At 37.4% G+C, this 19,815-nt stretch carries 8 protein-coding genes, 3 tRNA genes and 2 pseudogenes; 4 read left to right on the top strand and 9 right to left on the bottom strand.

Going from position 1 to position 19,815, the window contains the following annotated elements:
• The 6 genes and pseudogenes from WCP78_RS02275 to rplU form a co-directional block, all read right to left on the bottom strand.
• A pseudogene (locus WCP78_RS02275) lies at positions 1–3,324 on the bottom strand (hypothetical protein); the annotation flags it as partial.
• Positions 3,325–4,535: 1,211 nt separating this feature from the next.
• Positions 4,536–4,811 (bottom strand): hypothetical protein, encoded by a 276-nt coding sequence (locus tag WCP78_RS02270; RefSeq protein WP_336278880.1) that lies wholly within the window; start codon positions 4,809–4,811, stop codon positions 4,536–4,538.
• A 212-nt stretch (positions 4,812–5,023) separates the two neighbouring features.
• A tRNA-Ser gene (locus WCP78_RS02265) sits at positions 5,024–5,113 on the bottom strand.
• Between the two features lie 458 nt (positions 5,114–5,571).
• Positions 5,572–8,113, bottom strand: a pseudogene (gene ptsP, locus WCP78_RS02260) (phosphoenolpyruvate--protein phosphotransferase).
• A 1,210-nt stretch (positions 8,114–9,323) separates the two neighbouring features.
• Entirely contained in the window at positions 9,324–9,593 is a 270-nt protein-coding gene (rpmA, locus tag WCP78_RS02255; protein WP_336278879.1) for a 50S ribosomal protein L27, read from the bottom strand.
• A gap of 22 nt (positions 9,594–9,615) precedes the next feature.
• Positions 9,616–10,083 carry a 50S ribosomal protein L21 gene (gene rplU / locus WCP78_RS02250; protein WP_336278878.1) on the bottom strand — a complete coding sequence of 156 codons (468 nt, stop codon included), beginning with the start codon at positions 10,081–10,083 and terminating at the stop codon, positions 9,616–9,618.
• Positions 10,084–10,386: 303 nt separating this feature from the next.
• On the opposite strand from rplU, the gene WCP78_RS02245 reads away from it, so the two are divergent.
• Positions 10,387–10,476: transfer RNA gene (locus WCP78_RS02245), tRNA-Ser, on the top strand.
• Between the two features lie 23 nt (positions 10,477–10,499).
• On the opposite strand, the gene pgi is transcribed toward WCP78_RS02245, so the two are convergent.
• The 3 genes from pgi to WCP78_RS02230 all read right to left on the bottom strand — a co-directional run bounded on the left by pgi (position 10,500) and on the right by WCP78_RS02230 (position 16,607).
• Positions 10,500–12,161 carry a glucose-6-phosphate isomerase gene (gene pgi / locus WCP78_RS02240; protein WP_336278877.1) on the bottom strand — a complete coding sequence of 554 codons (1,662 nt, stop codon included), beginning with the start codon at positions 12,159–12,161 and terminating at the stop codon, positions 10,500–10,502.
• Positions 12,162–12,327: 166 nt separating this feature from the next.
• Positions 12,328–15,468, bottom strand: coding sequence for an efflux RND transporter permease subunit (locus WCP78_RS02235; protein ID WP_336278876.1), 3,141 nt, complete (start codon positions 15,466–15,468; stop codon positions 12,328–12,330).
• The gene (locus WCP78_RS02230; RefSeq protein ID WP_336278875.1) at positions 15,468–16,607 is read right to left on the bottom strand and encodes an efflux RND transporter periplasmic adaptor subunit; all 1,140 of its coding nucleotides are present in this window, start codon (positions 16,605–16,607) and stop codon (positions 15,468–15,470) included. Before WCP78_RS02230 ends, WCP78_RS02235 begins: the two co-directional genes overlap by 1 nt.
• 386 nt (positions 16,608–16,993) lie before the next feature.
• On the opposite strand from WCP78_RS02230, the gene WCP78_RS02225 reads away from it, so the two are divergent.
• From WCP78_RS02225 to rpsU, 3 genes are all read left to right on the top strand, one after another.
• Positions 16,994–17,070: transfer RNA gene (locus WCP78_RS02225), tRNA-Arg, on the top strand.
• A 334-nt stretch (positions 17,071–17,404) separates the two neighbouring features.
• Positions 17,405–19,078, top strand: coding sequence for a formate--tetrahydrofolate ligase (locus tag WCP78_RS02220; RefSeq protein WP_336278874.1), 1,674 nt, complete (start codon positions 17,405–17,407; stop codon positions 19,076–19,078).
• Between the two features lie 155 nt (positions 19,079–19,233).
• On the top strand, positions 19,234–19,467 hold the full coding sequence (gene rpsU, locus WCP78_RS02215) for a 30S ribosomal protein S21 (RefSeq protein ID WP_336278873.1): 234 nt from the start codon (positions 19,234–19,236) through the stop codon (positions 19,465–19,467).
• The last annotated feature ends 348 nt before the right edge of the window (positions 19,468–19,815 follow it).

Raw genomic sequence — 19,815 nt, 5'->3', positions numbered from 1 at the left:
AGTGCCGCTTATAAGGTTACCAATGGTGATTGTACCATTATTCTCCTTAACAAGACTATTGTCACTAAGAGCAGTAATCTGATTCTTAACATCAAAAAGTTGAGAGCCATTCACTGCATCGGTTGAATCTTGTGTAACTTCACCAACAGCTACATCGGTAATTTTAGAAACTGCACCATCATGAGAAGCAGAGTAAGCATTTTTTGTGTTATTCCAATATAAAGCGTCTACTGCATCAATTTCACCTGTAATTTGGCCAATACGTTCATTCATATTTGACATAGAAGTATTAATACCATTCAAGGCCTCAGCAACATTATTATATGACGCTTCTTGAGTCGTCCCAACAGCATTAAATTGAGAAATTTTAAAAGTTGGAGCTATCCATTGTTCGTCATTATCATCATATCTAGCTCCGCCACCTAAATAAGAAGCAAGCTGATTGCTCATAGTATAAAGCTGCGCACCATTTACTGCGTCAGCTGAAGAGGCGGAAAGAATTCCAGTTGCAACATTAGAAAGTTTTCGATTCTCATTATTACCACTTCCAACATCAATTACAGTACCGCCGACATCCTTACCAATGGTGATTGTACCATTATCGTACTTAACAAGACTATTATTACTAAGAGCAGTAATCTGATTCTTAACATCAAAAAGTTGAGAGCCATTCACTGCATCAGTTGAAGAGGAAGAAAGATTTCCGTTTGCAACACCAGAAAGTTTTCGAGTGTCACTATTCGTATTGGCAATATTAATTTCAGAACCGCTTGTTGCCTTCCCAATCGTGATTAAAGCACTATCATCCCCCTCTTGCTTAACGAGGCTGTTGTCTACAAAATTAGAGATCTCACCTTTAATTGCTGTGATGGAATCATCAACTCCACCAAATGCAGAACCAACATCATGATATGCAGTACCAGCAATCGTATAAGTAGGTGCCTGACCAGTCACAGGATTTGCACCGCCACCCATATAATCTTTCAAAGCATCAACTTGATTCGAGATCATAAAGAGCTGTGCACCATTAACAGCGTCTGTCGATACTCCTGAAAGCGTTGCTTCCTTCACACCAGAAATAGTACGTGTTCCACCATCCTTATTTGTCATATCAACTGTAGTGCCGCTTATAAGGTTACCAATGGTGATTGTACCATTATTCTCCTTAACAAGACTATTGTCACTAAGAGCAGTAATCTGATTCTTAACATCAAAAAGTTGAGAGCCATTCACTGCATCGGTTGAAGAGGAAGAAAGATTTCCGTTTGCAACACCAGAAAGTTTTCGATTGTCACTATTCGTATTGGCAATATTAATTTCAGAACCGCTTGTTGCCTTCCCAATCGTGATTAAAGCACTATCATCCCCCTCTTGCTTAACGAGGCTGTTGTCTACAAAATTAGAGACCTCACCTTTAATTGCTGTGATGGAATTATTAACCCCACCAAATGCAGAACCAACATCATGATATGCAGTACCAGCAATCGTATAAGTAGGTGCCTCACGAGAAGACGCATTTGCACCGCCACCTATATACTTCTGTAAGGCATCAATCTTATTTACAGTTATATAGAGCTGTGTACCATTAACAGCTTCTGTTGATGTTCCTGAAAGCGTTGCTGCTTTCACACCAGTGATGCTACGCACAGAACCATCCGCGTCTACCACACTTATTACAGTGCCACGCTGTCTCTTACCAATGGAGATTATACCATTATCGTACTTAACAATACTATTGTCACTAAGAGCAGTAATCTGATTCTTAACATCAAAAAGTTGAGAGCCATTCACTGCATCAGTTGAAGAGGAAGAAAGATTTCCGTTTGCAACACCAGAAAGTTTTCGATTGTCACTATTCGTATTGGCAATATTAATTTCAGAACCGCTTGTTGCCTTTCCGATCGTGATTAAAGCACTATCACCTCCCTCTTGCTTAACGAAGGCTGCTGCACCCTTAATCGCTGTGATAGAATTATTAACTCCACCAAATGCAGAACCAACATCATGATATGCGGTACCAGCAATCGTATAAGTAGGTGCCTGACCAGTCACAGGATTTGCACCGCCACCAAAATATTGCGATACATTACCAAAAAATGTTGACATATTCTCTTGTGCCTTATTAACGCCATTGCCAAGAGCAGTAACCTGAGTTTTGACTTCAAAAAGTTGGGAGCCATTCACTGCATCGGTTGAAGAGGAAGAAAGATTTCCGTTTGCTACTCCTGTAACTGCTTTATTACCAGCTACAATACCACTTTTAGTCAGACTCGGACCACTTGTAATCGTTAAACCAGTATCATTTAACCTGCTCGCTCCTGTTACCACACTGCCAACCCGAACATCATCCGCCAAACTAAATGTTATATTTCGGCCAGTGTCTATTGTAACTCTGATATTCCCGTTATTATTCCCTCCATCTCCTTGGAAGTTTATTTTGGTATTTGCTCTGACATTCGTATCACTTCCCCCATTAACAGAAAGCTGCCATGGTTTTACTGCTAATGCTCTTACAGCTTTCAGCTGTGCAACATTTACCGCATCGGTATCTGAACTCCCCGCCGCTACTCCTATAAGCTGCCGAGTTATACCATCTGTAGTAACATTTGTAGCATTACCAATACTAAAAGCAGCTTTAGTGCTTTTCCATACAGGACTAGTACTGGTTGACGCAAAATCATCAAGAGGATCATAACCCAGAACCCCCTTTTCAACTTTAGCGACAGACTCTGCACCGACAGCAATACCACCTGTAGAAAATACCTTTGCGCCTTGACCAATTGCAATGGATTCCGCTGTATTACCTGCAGCATTAATACCTAAAGTAACTCCAGAAGAGTCTGCCCTTGCATTATATCCTAAAGCAACACCATATTGACCTAATACAGCTGCATTATCACCCGCGACCACTGAAAGCGCTCTTGGCTCTGGAACTATCCTGCTACTCGCAGCCTTAGAAAGATTCACAAGCATATCATTCACACCGTTACCGAGAAGTCCTCTCGCATAACCATCATTATAGCTCTTTTGCCCGTTATCAATCCATACCACCTGTTTAGCAATCGTATTATAAGGGTTAGCTACTTTAAATTTTTGATTTTGATCTGCATCAAAGTAATTATCATCATCACTACTTAAAATAACACTGCCATCTTGATCTTTAAGATCAGCTACAATGGGAACGTCTACATTCACAACATTATTTTGTCCTACTACTGCAAAACTTGCAGCAGAAACAGGAGAGCCACTCGATAAGAATACAACCATCATAGCGCTCAAAGAAACCACTTTCACAGAATTTTGGGTTGAATATATTTTTTTCATAAATCCTCCTCCGAATAGAATCCAACACCATTACAACACGCAAAATTCCTATAGCTAAGATCTCAATTCGCGTACAAAAGACTAATGGATACAGATCTCCCCCGTTGATACTGACACTTTCACCGCAGTATCATCATAAATTTCTAAACAAATTTCTAAAAAACATAGGATTTAAAAAAAATCCTCATTTTCGTTAAGAAGTTTCAAAACAAAAAATATACAACTTTAAAACATGCAGCCTATCCCTCGATAAAGACAGCACTCCTTACAGAATTCCGTTAAAGAGCAGTCCTACTATTCAAAATACAGCGCGAAAGTAGAACGACAAGAGCATCACAATACTTTTTCATCAAATTGCAAAATAATTAATATTGATTTTTGCACACATAAATACATGCGACTTATGTAGACAATATTATTCCTAACTTCACGATCTTATACATTCACGACAAATTAAGACGAAGAGTATGGAGTTAGAATAGAGTGATCATTAAAGCACTCACTGTTATCTTATGAATAAAATGGAAAACACTATAGATTCAGAATAATTGAAAAAAATATAGCAAACATACTACCTTTAAAGCTCTGCTCAATTGGCGCTACTCTAAAAAATCCCCAAAATCTTGGATACCAGGAATGATTTTCTTCACTTCCTGTTTAATCTATCTATTACAATTATAGTATTTTTATGGTACCCAAGGAATACGGATAAATCTAAATTTTTACCCATTTCCTTTCACGTATACTCGGTATTATTCGCTTAACTGGAATTGAGATATCGCCTATCTTCCATGGAAAGCAGCTATTATATTGTATTCTGAATAAGCCCAATAAAAATCTAAACCAAGAATATAATCCATAAAATATCTCCATGAAATGCTATGGAGAGAACTTGATAAAAATACTCCATAACTGCCATACTAGCGGATTATAGTATAGCTGTATTGGAAACGCTGCTATGATAGAGTTATAAGTTTTACTTATAAGATATGTGGAGTTTTGTCTTATCCGTAAAAGATTCCCTATTTTTGTATGCTTCTCATCGACTTGTTCTCATTCATTAAATCAAACACTTCTCAAGCTGCTTTTTTTGCTTCTGCCAATCAAAGCAGGATGGTTGCCAACAATTTCAAAACTTCGGATAATAGTTTGGATACCGTATGTGACAAAATTCATGGATGATGACCCTGTCAATACAAGTGACAAATGAATCAAGCATGTATTGAAGACAAGGTGCTTTGTGCCATCATTGACCCTAACGGTTTTGAAACTAACGTATGAGGATATTTTACAGCCTGAATTTCTATGATCGCGGAGATCTCTTTGAGCAAATCTCCAACCGTTTCGTGAATTTGTAGTACGCCGGAAGCCTTAAGCCAGTTCTTTAATAAGATCTGTATGAGCAATGCTGCAAATGACCTTGTCTTCCAGATCATCTTTCTTCCCAAGCAGCTATCTACCGCAGCCTTATCAGCAAAAATCGGCATAAGTTTGGAACAATCTTAATTCATCTGATGATTATCTACTAAATAAAGGGGTGATTTCAAAGCACCTAATCATCTTTATTTTTATTACTCTATCATCCCTACCTATCGCTTGGAGAAGTAAAGTCTTACCCAAAAAGGATACACAAATAAGCTGCAAGGCATTTGAGTGTTTGATTCCCGAACTTTTATATAACTTATTGATTTTTGAAATATGGCGGAGAGAGAGGGATTCGAACCCTCGATATGGTTTCCCATATACACGCGTTCCAGGCGTGCGCCTTCAACCACTCGGCCACCTCTCCAGAATTCCTGCACTATACTCAGAAAAAAATAGTGTTCAAGCTCAAACTACATATGCTACACATGTAAAATTTAAAAAATTATTTTATTTATAAAAATAAGACATCGTGCTTATATCTCAGAATAGCTCATTCTCTATCTTCAAAAAGCATTTTTAGTGGATAAACACTGAAAATAAATAGCTTTATATCCATCTACACTACTCTTCATTAATGAATAAATTCTCAAATTGAAATGAAAACAAACTTTTTTAATTAAGTATACTAGGATAATATCACAAATTCATGAACTCTCATATCCAGCAATAAGCAAGATAAGCTTTTCCATCAAGTTTTCAGATTTTAATACTATATAGCGTAGTGTATAAGAATAAAACTTTATTCCAACAACAATAGATAAAGGCGATTGTGTGATTAAATTGCAGAATTAATTAGTACTCTATGCTAATTAAAAATTTCTGTCATTTTATATCTTTTTTAAGAGCACGTACGGTTTGCGCAGTCTCACATTGCAATGCTTTTTTTGCCAAAATTCTCATATCTTCAAAACTATGCGTCTGCAAACACATTTTTACTGAAGCAATATCACAAGCTATCATGGAAAGCTCATTAATGCCTAATCCAGTCAAAATCATTGCTGCAAAAGGATCTCCAGCCATACCGCCACATACGCTAACCCAACGTTCATGTTTTGCCGCACCTTGAATAGTCTGATAGATCATGCGCAAAACTGCTGGATCAAGGCTATCAGCTTCAGACACAAGATAAGGATTTTGTCTATCAACAGCCATCGTATATTGGGTTAAGTCATTGGTTCCAATAGAAAAAAAATCAACATAACTGCTTAAAATATCTGCCATAATGGCTGCTGCAGGAACTTCAATCATAATACCAAATTTTAATTTTGGAGCACCAACATCACTCCGAATTTCTGCAGCAATCTTTTTTATAGCCAAAATTTCTGAAACAGACATAACCATTGGAAATAGAATCCATAGATCTCCCCCCTCTTTTGCGGCTCGATACAGGGCACGCAACTGTGGAACCAGAAGATCACGCCGACGTAATAAAAGCCGTGTTCCTCTAACACCTAAAAAGGGATTGTCCTCTTTAGATACATGTAAATGCATAACTTGTTTATCCCCACCAATATCAAGCGCACGAATAATCAAAGGCTTATCACCTACAGCTGTTATCATCGCACGATAGATCTTATATTGTGCCTCTTCATCTGGAATATGAGAGCTATCTAAAAATAAAGACTCTGTACGCATTAGCCCAATGCCTTCAGCTCCCAAATCTAGTGCAGTAGGAACCTGATGTGCGTAATTGACATTAGCCATAATACGAATTTTTTGACCATCAATTGTTTGCACTGGCAATCCGTACGCACGCATTTCACTGCCACGTTTTTGAGCGACCATGCCTATCTGTTTTTGAGCATCTTTAATATCTTCAAGAGTAGGATCAAAATAAATAAAACCATTATCGCCATCAATAATGGTCTGGATATCATCCTCAACTGCTAAAATGCCACAACCTGCAGCAACAACCATTGGAATACCTAAAGTGCGCACCAAAATAGCTGTATGTGACAGAGGTCCTCCCCATGCTGTAACCAATCCCTTCACTTTTTTACAATCAAGCTGAGCTACATCAGAAGGAGATAAATCATCTGTTACAAGGATAATACCATGGGGAAGGTCACTTAAAAAAAATGATCTATAAGATGGATTAATTTCACCTAAAACGCGATAACCGACGTCAACTAAATTAATAGCACGCGCTGCTAACAAAGGGTTATCTACCTTAGAAAACATATCTACAAACTGTCGAACTGCTTTATTCCAAGACCAATCGACGCCATGACCTTCTGCTATAAAACGAAATGCCTGAGCCAGCAGACTTTCATCCTCAAGCAAAACCATTTGTGCTGAAAAAATAGCAGCAGAATCTGATCCCATACGAGCTGTGATATCATTAATGATTGACTCCATTTTATGTTTTGTTTTTATAAGAGCATTTTCAAGACATGCAGTGCCAGTTGCAAAATCAACCGGTCGATCTATGATGGTAATATCATTCCGCCTTAAAACAAAAATCTTGCCAACCGATAATCCTGGGCTTGCTCCAATACCAGAAATGCCTTTTTGCCCAGAGCGCGGATACCAACCATGACAAACTTTGGGCTGAGCTTCCATTTCTCTCATGACACAATTTTCACTTATGCTAATCCGCTTTGCAACAGAAATTGCCTCTTTGAGCAATTGCATACCACCTACAGCATCTGTCGAAAAAATTAGAACATCACCATTTTTTGCACCTAATTGCAGTAAACCAACCAAATTTTTCATTTCAACGGCACACTGACCGCGACGAACTCTAATAGAACTCTGAGCTTTTTTAGCAAAATCAACCCAAAGAGAAGCTGGCCGTGCATGAAGGCCACCCGGATAATCTAACGTCCATTCTTCGCATACAGAAAGATCGCCAACAAAAGTATTCTCCATTCTCGCATCCTGACCAAACAAAGTTTTAATAATCTGTTGCTTATTTGCCAGTTGTTAAAAGTGATTCAAGCCTTTCCAAATAAAAGATGAGTCAGTTCTTTGCAAAATCTCTATAGAATGAGTGAGTTGGGCAAGCCAAACCGGCAATAACCAAACGCCACTTTATTTCCATCATACCATTCAACACTGGTGGGGGGTTTGTACAATAGAAACAGAATTTCTAATAATTAAATCAATACCTTAAGCTATTTCCATAGAAGATTGCTATATCATACTTCCAAGCGAAGAGTTCGTTGTTACTTCTCGTTTGAGAATGCTTACAAAATAAAATTTGCTAACCGAACCAACCTACCAAGTCATTTAGCAGCAGCATACATCACATCATTTTTATGCTTAAAAGCAGATAAAAATTGCACAGATCTTATAAACAATATTCCCATCTTGTTAAAACTGCATTCATTGCTTCTACCTCCTCGCACCCTATAAATTGCATTTCAAAGCTGCACTTCTTAAAATATATAGTATAAACAACCACATAATTTTCCTTTATTCTATAAAGTATAACCAAATGAAATGCTCAAACTTCACAAATTATTTTTATGGCAAAAACCTAACGTTTATTCTATAATTAGCTAAGCAAAAGACAAAAATCCTCATATACTTAACCAACCGATAAGCAACTAAAAAACATCATCACAGTATGAAGTATGCGACATAGCTGTAGATTATCTTTATATAACAAAACAGAGCATTCAATCATCTATGATTTGAGCTGATATCTCAATTTACTCCCTACAGAGCTTAGCAATCTAATTTTCCTCTCGAACTGATTATATGATGGCACATAACTTTCTCTCGATCACTTCTTTAAATCTTTTGTTCCTAAAAATCCTAGGATAATAAAATTTTAAAGACGCAATCTGACGACGTTATGGTTTCTTATTTCTCAATAAACACCGCATTTGCACGATGTTATTTTCTACACACCCTTACAAATATATGTACACCATTTTCCCCAATGAATATCACTGATAGCCAAAATAAAGCTATGTAAGAGATATTAATATTTAAACGCTGACAAACAAATAAATAAGACTATCGAGTTAAAAAATATCCTGGATGTAAGCTAATTCACATTTTGGTTATTTTGATCCTCAAATACTCCTTTAATAAGATCGCCTGATTGTAAATTAATTGAAAGAACTTACCCTCACCTGCTCTTAAACAGCCTTAGTTACATCCTTTAGTTTTTGTTACTGTATTCCAATTTAACCAGCTCTAATCTACCCACTTACCGCTAACCAAAGAGCATTGTAACTCTTATGGCAATCAATTGATCTATTCTATACAAACTATATGGAAAATATCTTAACTAGAATCTATTTATCATTCTCCAAAAACAGACTCCTCCCTACCTTTTCGTACGTGTACAAGATAGCCGTAAATTGTCTTCATTACTGCCATACACTACCAGTAACTTTTCACATTACACTCGTATTTTCAGTATAAACCTCATATCATGTATTTTTAAACTATTTAAGAAACGATCATCAAAAATTTTACTTTTAGCTCCATACATCCTTCCATTTAATATATAGAACGCAAAAAAGGAAAGACAGCACCCCACCTTTCCTTCAAGCACTAAATAATTTCAATAACCAAGATCTAATAAGATATTGTTGTATTTCAACAGATATCACAGTCTACTTTGCTGATTCTGCCATAGGAATGACAGAAACATACGAACGGTTATTTGCTTTCCTACGAAAAGAAACCATTCCATTTGATAACGCAAAAAGAGTATGATCTTTCCCAATACCAACGTTATCCCCGGGATGCCAACGTGTACCACGTTGGCGAACAATAATATTTCCAGCAATAACGCTTTCACCACCAAATTTTTTAACACCGAGACGTTTTGATTCTGAATCGCGACCATTCCGCGAAGAACCACCAGCTTTTTTATGTGCCATAGATGCTCTCCTTTGAACTTTCTTACTTATCTGATGTTATGACTGAATCTTCTGACACGGCTTTTGCCTTAGAATTTTGTGTATCAGCTTTCTTGAGAGAATCAGAAGCTTTTGTTTCCTTTCGTACAGCAACTTTCTTTTCAGCCGACTTTGCACCTGTTTTTCTCGACTCTAGGCTACCAGTCAACACCTCCAGAACACGAAGCGTCGTAACTTCTTGGCGATGACCCCGCGTACGCTTGGAATTCTGACGACGACGTTTCTTAAATGAAATAACCTTACGCAAACGCCCCTGCTCTATAATTTTAGCTGTAACCACAGCACCAGAAACAACGGGGGTTCCAACAGTTACATTATCTCCCTCACAAACCATCAATACATCTTTAAACTCAATAACATCACCGACATTACCAGTGATTTTTTCAACTTTTACCAACTGGTCAGCAATAACACGATATTGCTTTCCACCAGTTTTAATGACTGCGAACATTCTTTATCCTTTCGTTCGATCCAGCTCTTATTTCACTTTCAATTTAGATGATAAAGGGAAACAGGCTACTTTTTATCAGTCGCAACAACTTAAAAGGAGTATCAAATACTCATAAAACGTGCATGCATGAACCTTCCTATGCTCAACACCTAAACACATATGATAGAATTTATATTCTCTGTCAAGAAAGACGAATTAAAAAGCAAAAAAGGGGTTGTTCTAAAAGCAATTGAAGGTTACTTATCCATCACTACTCATTTAGTTTTCTGAGATAGAAAAATTCGGTTGTATTTTAATATTTACGGAGAGATGGCTGAGTGGTTGAAAGCACCGCACTCGAAATGCGGCATAGAGGCAACTCTATCGGGGGTTCAAATCCCTCTCTCTCCGCCACTTTATTGAAGAACATGCATTATTTAAATTTCTTTACCTAAAATGCGTCTCTCTTGAATATGCGTTAAAAGCCCCAATGTAGAACTATCGCGATTGCAAGCTTTTTTTTCTCCACGAATGATAGGCAACAATTCATTTGCTAGCTCTTTTCCTAGCTCAACACCCCATTGATCAAACGAATTAATATTCATCAAAACACCCTCAACAAAAACGCGATGTTCATAAAGTGCAATTAAACGACCGAGCGTAAAAGGAGTCAGCAAATCTTGAATTAATACAATACTTGGCCGATTCCCTACGCAACTTTTATGAATTGCAAAACTATCTCTCTTGCTATTATAGGTTTCACTATTTTGAACGAAACATTCAACACCCTCAAGACTGTGACCTTTCATCAAAGCTTCTGACTGTGCTAAGCAATTGGCTACCAACATATCATGCATATGATCTAAATTAGATTCATGACCTTTGACAAATAGAATAAGCTCCACAGGAACAATATCTGTTCCTTGATGCAGAAGCTGAAAAAAAGCGTGCTGTCCATTTGTCCCTAAACCTCCCCAAGTAACTGGACCACTTGAAAAAGTTATTGGACGACCATCTAAAGAAACATTCTTGCCATTTGATTCCATATCAAGCTGCTGCAAATAAGCTGGAAGACGTGCTAAGCGTTGCGCATAAGGAATGATAGCACGCGATGAATAACCACAAATAACACGATGCCAAAACCCTAAAAGAGCAAAACGAATAGGAATATTTTTTTGCAAAGGTGCATTTTTAAAATGCTGATCCATTTGTTGAGCACCTTTAAGAAATTGGCGAAAACCCTGACCTCCTATCGCCAACATAACAATAAGACCAACCGCAGACCAAATTGAATGGCGCCCTCCTACCCAATCCCAAAATTCAAAAATTTGTGAAGAATCTATACCAAATTCTATCACTTTATCGATGGCACTTGAAACAGCAACGAAGTGCTTCTTGACTGCCTCTTCCTCTATATGTGAACTGATCCATTGACGTGCAACACGAGCATTTTCCATTGTTTCAGTTGTCGTAAAAGTTTTAGAAACAATAATAAACAGGGTTGTCTCTGGATTCAAATCAACAAGGATATCGGCAATATGCGCACTATCTATATTAGAAACGAAGTGGCAATCAGGCCCATCATGATAAGGTTTTAAAGCACTAGTAACCATTGCAGGTCCAAGATCAGAACCTCCGATACCAATGTTTACAACATCAGTTATCCTTTTACCGCTACTTCCTTTATAACTACCATTCCGAACCGTTTCAGAGAAATTTTCCATATGAGCAAAAACAGCTTGGATATCTTGAACAACATCGCGTTTATTAAAAATGAAAACTTCATTAGCAGGCAAGCGCAAAGCAGTATGGAGAACCGAACGATTTTCAGTAGCATTAATGAGATCACCAGAAAACATAGCTTCACGTCTACCTAAAACATTTGCCACAACAGCCAAATTATCTAAGAGATCTAATGTATTAGATGCTACGCCACATTTTGAAAAATCAAAAAGGAGGTCATCAAGTCTTAAGGAGAAATTAGTAAAACGTTGTTTGTCTTTTGCAAAATGTTGACGAATATCATGAACTTTATCTCTTACAGCATGTTCTTTTAAAGCTTTTAAAACATCCTCAAAGATTTTCTCATCACGAATCATAAATTATATCTCCTATGGTCGTCACCAATAGAATTTAAACATAAATGATAACAGGCTAGAAAAGTGCTCTTTTATTGCAACTTGTCCATACACAAAATAAATTAGTATGAAAAAATATAAATATACTAAGATGGCATTTTATAAATAAAGATTTGTTCAAGCAATATCATTCAACTTGGCTTAATTCTTTTGTTAAACGTGCAGCTTCTTCTGCTTTTGGTTTAACAAAGCGTCCTAAAAAGAGGTAAACGACTGGCGTTACATAAAGAGTACAAAGAGTTGCTAACCCCAAACCACCAACAATAACCCAACCTAAAGCTATCCGTGCTTCTGCACCAGCTCCTTTTGCCAAAATTAAAGGGATTCCCCCCAAAATAGCACAAATCATTGTCATACAAACTGGACGAAGGCGAATATTAGCTGCTTCCTCTATAGCTTCACGTACACCTTTACCTCGATCACGTAACTGATCCGCAAATTCAACAATTAAAATCCCATTTTTTGCCATAACACCGATTAATAAAATCAAACCAATTTGACTATAAATGTTGAGACTTACACCGCTTAAAAGCATAGCAATCACGGCACAACCAAGACCCAATGGCACAGTAGCCATTATAATGAATCCTGAAATAAAACTTTCAAACTGCGCAGCTAAAACTAATAAGATTATTATAAAGGCAATTATAAAAACGATTGCTAAATTAGAAGATGTTTCGCCAAGTGTTGCAGCTTCTCCTAAAGGTACAATATAATTTTCTTCTGGTAACAAGGAAGAAGCAATGTCTTGCATAATCCGGTAACCATTTCCTAATGCAACACTTGGAGCAAGATTTGTACTTATAACAACAGCACTCATACGCTCTTCCCGTTTTAGTTGAGGTGTAGTGGCTCTTTCTTGCATATCCGCTATAACTGACAAAGGAACATACCGATTATCTTGTGTTTTTAAAACGACATTTTCCAAATCTGCAGGATCCTTGATGGGGTTTTCATGTGATGTAAGTTTTACATCGTAGGAATGATTATTCACGTAAATGGAACCAACCTTTTTTCCATCCAACATTGCCTGCAGAGTATTACCCAAATTGGTAATATCAATTCCCAAATTGGAAGCTTTTTCTCTATCAATTTCAATAAAAAATTGTGGTTGTGTTGCATCAACAGTAAGCCGAGGACGCACGAAACGTTTATCGGCATGTAGAGCATTCACAAGTTTACCAGCAACTGATTGCAGTTTTTCATAATTATCTCCAACTATTGCAAATTGCAATCCTTGACCAGTTCCTCGAACTCCTAAAGAATTTCCTTGCGCAACAAATACAAGCACTGATGAAAATTGTCTTACTTTTTTATTAATATCTTTCACAATTTCTTGCTGGCTACGCGAACGTTTTTCCCAAGGCGAAAGCAATAAAATAAGGAAAGCCCTATTAGATGAACCACCAATTCCAGCAATAGAATAACTGTTAACAACTTCGCCAGAATCACGCAATGGTTGCAAGCTTTCTTCAATTTTCTCTACCTGTCCATTTAAATATTGTGCTGAAACTCCCTGAGGACCGTTAACAACTAATAAGACAGCTGCTCTATCTTCTTCTGGTGTTAACTCATGCTGTAGATTCATATAACTTACTACACAAACCCCTAAAAAGATAAATGAAAAGAGGAGAACAATCCAAGGGTGTTCTAAACATCTACGCAAATTACGAGCATAATGTTCACTAAAAAAAGCACCTAATTTGTCTAAAAAAATAAAATAACGTGCATTCTTTTCATTATCTTTATCTTTAACCTGTCCTTTAAGTACACGTGAAGCGAGCATAGGACAAAGTGTCAAAGCAACAACCGAAGAAATCAAAACAGAAATTGCTAAAACAAAACCGAATTCTCTAAAAAGCCTTCCAATTTGTCCAGGAAGGAAAGAAATAGGTATAAAAACAGCTACTAAAGTCAATGTTGTTGCTAAAACCGCAAAAAATACTTCCCGTGTTCCTAAAACCGATGCGGATAAAGAGCCCAGACCCATATCACGTCGCCGCATAATATTTTCAAGAACAACAATTGCGTCATCAACGACAAGACCTGTTGCCAAAACAAGTCCTAAAAATGTCAGAATATTCAAAGAAAAACCTGCAAAGTAAATCGCAGCAATTGTTCCAATTAAAGCTACTGGAATAGATAGAGCGGGAATGAGCATTACACGCACATCCCGAAGAAAAAGAAAAATTACTATAATCACACTGAGCACAGCAATAGCCAATGCAGTTTCTACTTCATAAAGAGCACTCTTAATAAAAGTAGCATCGTCACTGATAATATTTACATGCACGTCAGAAGGCAAAGTAGCTTTTAAGTGATCAAGAGCTTCTCGAACACCTTTAGAAATATCAAGGGTATTAGATTGCGCCTTACGCACAATTCCTAACCCAATTCCTGTTTCTCCATTAACGCGGAGAATAACCGTCTCTATATCAGGAGACAAAGTAACATGTGCAATATCACCTATATACACGTGAGGTTTTAACATAACCTGTTCAAAAGCCTCTGGTGTTGTCAGTCGAGCAGTAGCACGCACAATTAATGCTTCCTTGGAATTACGTAGCGATCCCACGGGTGCATCTACTGACATGTCAGCTAGAACACGCGCAACATCCGCTACAGTTAATCCATAACTTGCAAGCTTTGCTTGATCGACATCAACCTGAAAAATTTTTGTGCGAGCATTATCAACTTTTACGTCACCAACCCCATCAACAGCAGAAAGCAAATCAACAATCTGATCATTCACAATAGATGTCAAATCATCAATACTTATTGCCGGTGAATTCACTACCAAATACATAACCGCAGCAGCATTAGAATCTGCCTTAATAATCTGAGGAGGATCTGCCTCTTTGGGCAAAGAGTTAGTAATGCGAGAAATAGCATCACGAATATCAGAAGAAGCAATATTCAGATCAACACCAACATTAAACTTAATTTCAATATGGGAACGACCAAAAGAAGATGTTGAAGAAATGGTCTTAACACCTGAAACACGAGAAACTGCATCCTCTATAGCTTTTGTAATCTCACGATCAATTGTTTCTGCTGATGCACCATGAAAATTCGTCACAACCGTCATGACTGGGATATCTACATCCGGTAATTCACGCACATCAACACCTATCCACGCAGCAAATCCTGCAATCATGATCATGGCGTTCACGACAAAAGTAAAAACTGGTCTACGAATAAAAAGCGCTACAATACCACCTTGTTCTGGCTTATCCAAAAGCTGTTTTTCTTCAGACTCTTGACTCATTATGCATCCTGCCCATCAGATGTCGATGATTTTTGTTTATGAGCCTCTGAATCATCAATAATAGCACTTCTCCCTGGGTAAAGCATTTGAACCCCCTGAACAATGATTTGATCACCATCCTCTAGAGCAGCCTTTACAAAGACTTGATTTTCTTTATGTTGAATAATCGACACCGGAACATATCCTACCTTACCATCTTTCACGCGCCAAACAAAAGATCCTCTACTATTCCACTGAATTGCGAGAGGATCTACGACTGGGAAAAGTCCATCAAGAAACTTAAACTGAATAGAAAAAGACATACCAGACATAAGTGTATCTTTTTCATTTTTAATTTCAACTTGAACGTGAAGTGTACGGCTTTCTTCGTCGATTTTATTATCAAGTGCGTAAATACGACCAACAAAGTTTTTTTCTGGTTGTGCTATTAATTTTGCAACCACTTCATCCCCTTTATGAATGTGCGGTATATATCGTTCAGGTACCCACACATCAACCAAAACGCGCTCCCTATTTTCAATGCGACCTATCACAGTATTAAGAGTAACAGTATTCCCTACATCGGTAGGAAAAATGCCTACAATTCCATCAATTGGAGCACGAATTGTTCTCCGATCAAGTGCTAAATCCGCATCACGCAAAGCCAAATTCGCATTATCTAAATCTAAGCGTGCAGCAATTTCCTGAACTTCTGTCGCTGTATTAGTAGCACGCAACTTAAGAGTTCGTGACAGTGTCAACGCACTATTGTCACGTTGTACCCTCGCTTTTGCAACGGCGATTTCTTCTCTTTTAGAGTCAAGCTTTACAATCACATCTCCTGTGTGTACTTTTGCTCCTGCAGATACATAAATTTTATCAATAACACCAGCTGACCAAGGCGTTAGCTCTGCTGCTGCAATAGCTCGCCCATTACCAATAGCAATAAACTGTTTATAAAAATTTTGAACTTTAACAGGATTAACAACAACATGAGCTGGAGGCATGCCTTTTGGCGTCTTTGACGTTGCATTTGGTACATTTTTTGTTCTATTCACTGTACCAAGAGATTGTTCTGAACCATGTTTGGACCAAAAATAGGCGGCTACCAAAACAATGGCTAAAAACACTAATGGAATGATTTTTCTCAATAACCCCATACGTCCACCCCTGCTTTGCAATTAAACGTAAATTTTTCCTGAAAGCCCCTCAACAGCAATATCCGAACCTTACATAGGAATCGAACTCATATAGGTAGTACACCTTAAAGCTAGCTAGGAAACATATCCTATATAATACTACGCTGTCAATCTAACTATAATTTTGTAAATTAAAATTCTGTGCACTAAAGCATTAAGTATTGTTATCATGTCGTTAGCACAATAAAAAACATCATGTGAAAACCCAACTAACCCTAGAAATAATACTGTAGCATTTTAAAGGATATAACAAACGAACAGATAAATTTTTTATTTCCATCAAGTTTCACTTGCAATTCTGTAATGAAACGATTAGGAAACCCTTAGTATTTAGCAAGTGAATGTGTGCACCCGTAGCTCAGCTGGATAGAGCACCAGACTACGAATCTGGGGGTCAGGAGTTCGAATCTCTTCGGGTGCGCCATTTTTTTCTGTAGCGGACTCCTCTCCTTGCACTTATCTAACATATTGGGTTGAATTTGGGTTGAATAAAGTGTCTTACAGAAAATTTAAGTGATCTCGATATTTTCTTACTATTTGATAAATACCTCAAATCTCTTGCTCATAATTTGTCTGTTTCTTCAATTAAATATACCTGTGGTGGTCAATTATTTTTGCCTCCAGCATATGCATCCCTTCTTGCATAGAAAGAAATAAATCTTTAACGATACTTAACTATATTTTCAGGGACTATAAAGTCTATTGCCTAATTATCTGTGTGATCTAAATACCAAAAGACCAAATTTAAGGAATTTCCCATGTCTAAAACAGATACTGAAATTGCTCGCGCGGCTCATAAACGACACATCACTGAAATTGCTGAAAAAATTTGTATCGCACACGAGAATCTCATTCTTTATGGATATGATAAAGCTAAAATTTCTTCTACATACATAAAATCGCTCAATAACAATCCGGATGGTAAACTTATCCTCATCACTGCGATCAATCCAACACCTGCAGGAGAAGGCAAAACAACAACAACAATTGGACTTAATGATGCTCTTAACCTTATTGGAAAAAAAACAATAGCCGCTTTAAGAGAGCCATCTTTGGGTCCATGTTTTGGCATAAAAGGTGGCGCTGCAGGCGGTGGTTATGCTCAAGTTATCCCGATGGATGATCTTAATTTACATTTTACTGGTGATTTGCATGCCATTACAACAGCTCACAATCTTCTTGCTGCAATGATAGATAATCACATCTACTGGGGGAACGATCTGAATATTGATCCACGCCGCATTGTTTGGAAACGCGTTCTTGACATGAATGATCGTGCATTGCGTGATATTGTTATTTCGTTAGGAGGAGTAACCAACGGCTTTCCCCGTCAAACAGGCTTTGATATTACTGTTGCATCAGAAATTATGGCTATTTTTTGTCTTGCAAATGATTTAGAAGATCTTACACAAAGATTAAAAAGAATTATTGTCGCATATCGCTATGATAAAACACCTGTAACAGCCGCTGATCTTAGTGCAGAAGGTGCCATGACAGCTCTACTCAAAGATGCGATGCAACCTAATCTCGTACAGACAATTGAAAATAACCCTGTTCTTGTCCACGGTGGACCTTTTGCTAACATTGCTCACGGCTGTAACTCAGTTATTGCAACGAAAACGGCATTAAAGCTCGCCGATTATGTTATCACAGAAGCAGGATTTGGAGCAGATCTTGGAGCTGAGAAATTTTTTGATATTAAATGTCGACAAGCTAATATTATACCAGATGCCACAGTCATCGTAGCCACAATTCGTGCATTAAAAATGAATGGTGGAGTGAATAAAAATAATTTGGCAGAAGAAAATATCACCGCTTTACAAAAGGGAGCAGCTAATCTTTTACGACATATCAAAAATATGGAACACTATGGTATCCCTTGTATTGTTGCTATCAATCATTTCAATACTGACAGTGATGATGAAATAAGCACATTACAAAAAATAGTTGCAACAACTGGACACAAGGCTGTTTTATGCAAACATTGGGAACAAGGTGGAAAAGGTGCTTTAAAGCTTGCACAGGAACTTATTACCTTAATTGAAAAAGAAGATGCACATTTTAAAACTCTGTATAAAGATGACCTACCACTCGTTCAGAAAATTAACTGTATTATAAGAAATCTGTATGGTGGACGGGGTGCCATAATACCAGATCATGTTCTTAAGCAACTCAAATCTTGGGAAGAAGAAGGATATGGCACGTATCCCATTTGTATGGCGAAAACCCCCTATTCCTTTTCTTCTGATCCTCAAAAATACGGTGCTCCTGTTGACTTTGACATTCCTATACGAGAAGTTCGCCTCTCAGCAGGTGCGGGCTTTATTGTTGTCATTTGCGGAGATGTTATGACTATGCCCGGCTTACCACATTATCCTATCGCTGAAAAAATACATCTTGACAAAAATAATGAAATTCAGGGTCTTTTATAAATCTATATTTGTAAATTTATTAATTAAAAAGAATAGAGTTTTTAAAAAGCTGTATAGACAAGTCATTCATTTATGTGGTATGTGTCTGTCGATCTAATTTGTAGAAGATTGGTTTTTACCTATTATTTATACACTGAAATAAAGCAGGATAAGCTGTGCAAGTACTCGTTCGTGATAATAATGTTGATCAGGCGCTACGCGCGTTAAAGAAAAAAATGCAGCGTGAAGGTATCTTCCGTGAAATGAAAATGCGCGGATATTATGAAAAGCCATCGGAAAGGCGTGCACGTGAAAAGGCTGAGGCTATTCGTCGCACACGTAAGCTTGCCCGTAAGCGTGCGCAAAGAGAGGGTCTTATTAGCAATGGACGAACTGGGGCTTTACGATAGTGTTCTGTTAGTATGCTATAAAATGGCGTGATAATGGAATGGGTGTGATTTAGGAAATTTACATTTTAAATTGTAAAGGTTTTTCTTTCTTAAAAATTTGTTTACGCTGGTTTTAAAGAAGGAAAACAGACTTCTTTAGTAAATGTTTCACTTGTTATTCTATTTTTAGTACTCAGTATTTTTCTTTAAGCTGTTTTATTTTTGTTATATCTAATTTGTCTTACATATGATAATTGCATTTTCCCTAGAGAAAATTCTAACTTAGCCTTTAGTCATTTCAAGTAAAAGGATGAGAGGTCATCACTGAGAATTGTTAGTGACGATACTGCCATCGTATATTGAGAAAAT

It is taken from the genome of Bartonella occidentalis, from assembly GCF_037070875.1.
In the GTDB taxonomy this organism is placed as follows: domain Bacteria; phylum Pseudomonadota; class Alphaproteobacteria; order Rhizobiales; family Rhizobiaceae; genus Bartonella.
This window is presented reverse-complemented; position numbering and strand designations above follow the sequence as displayed.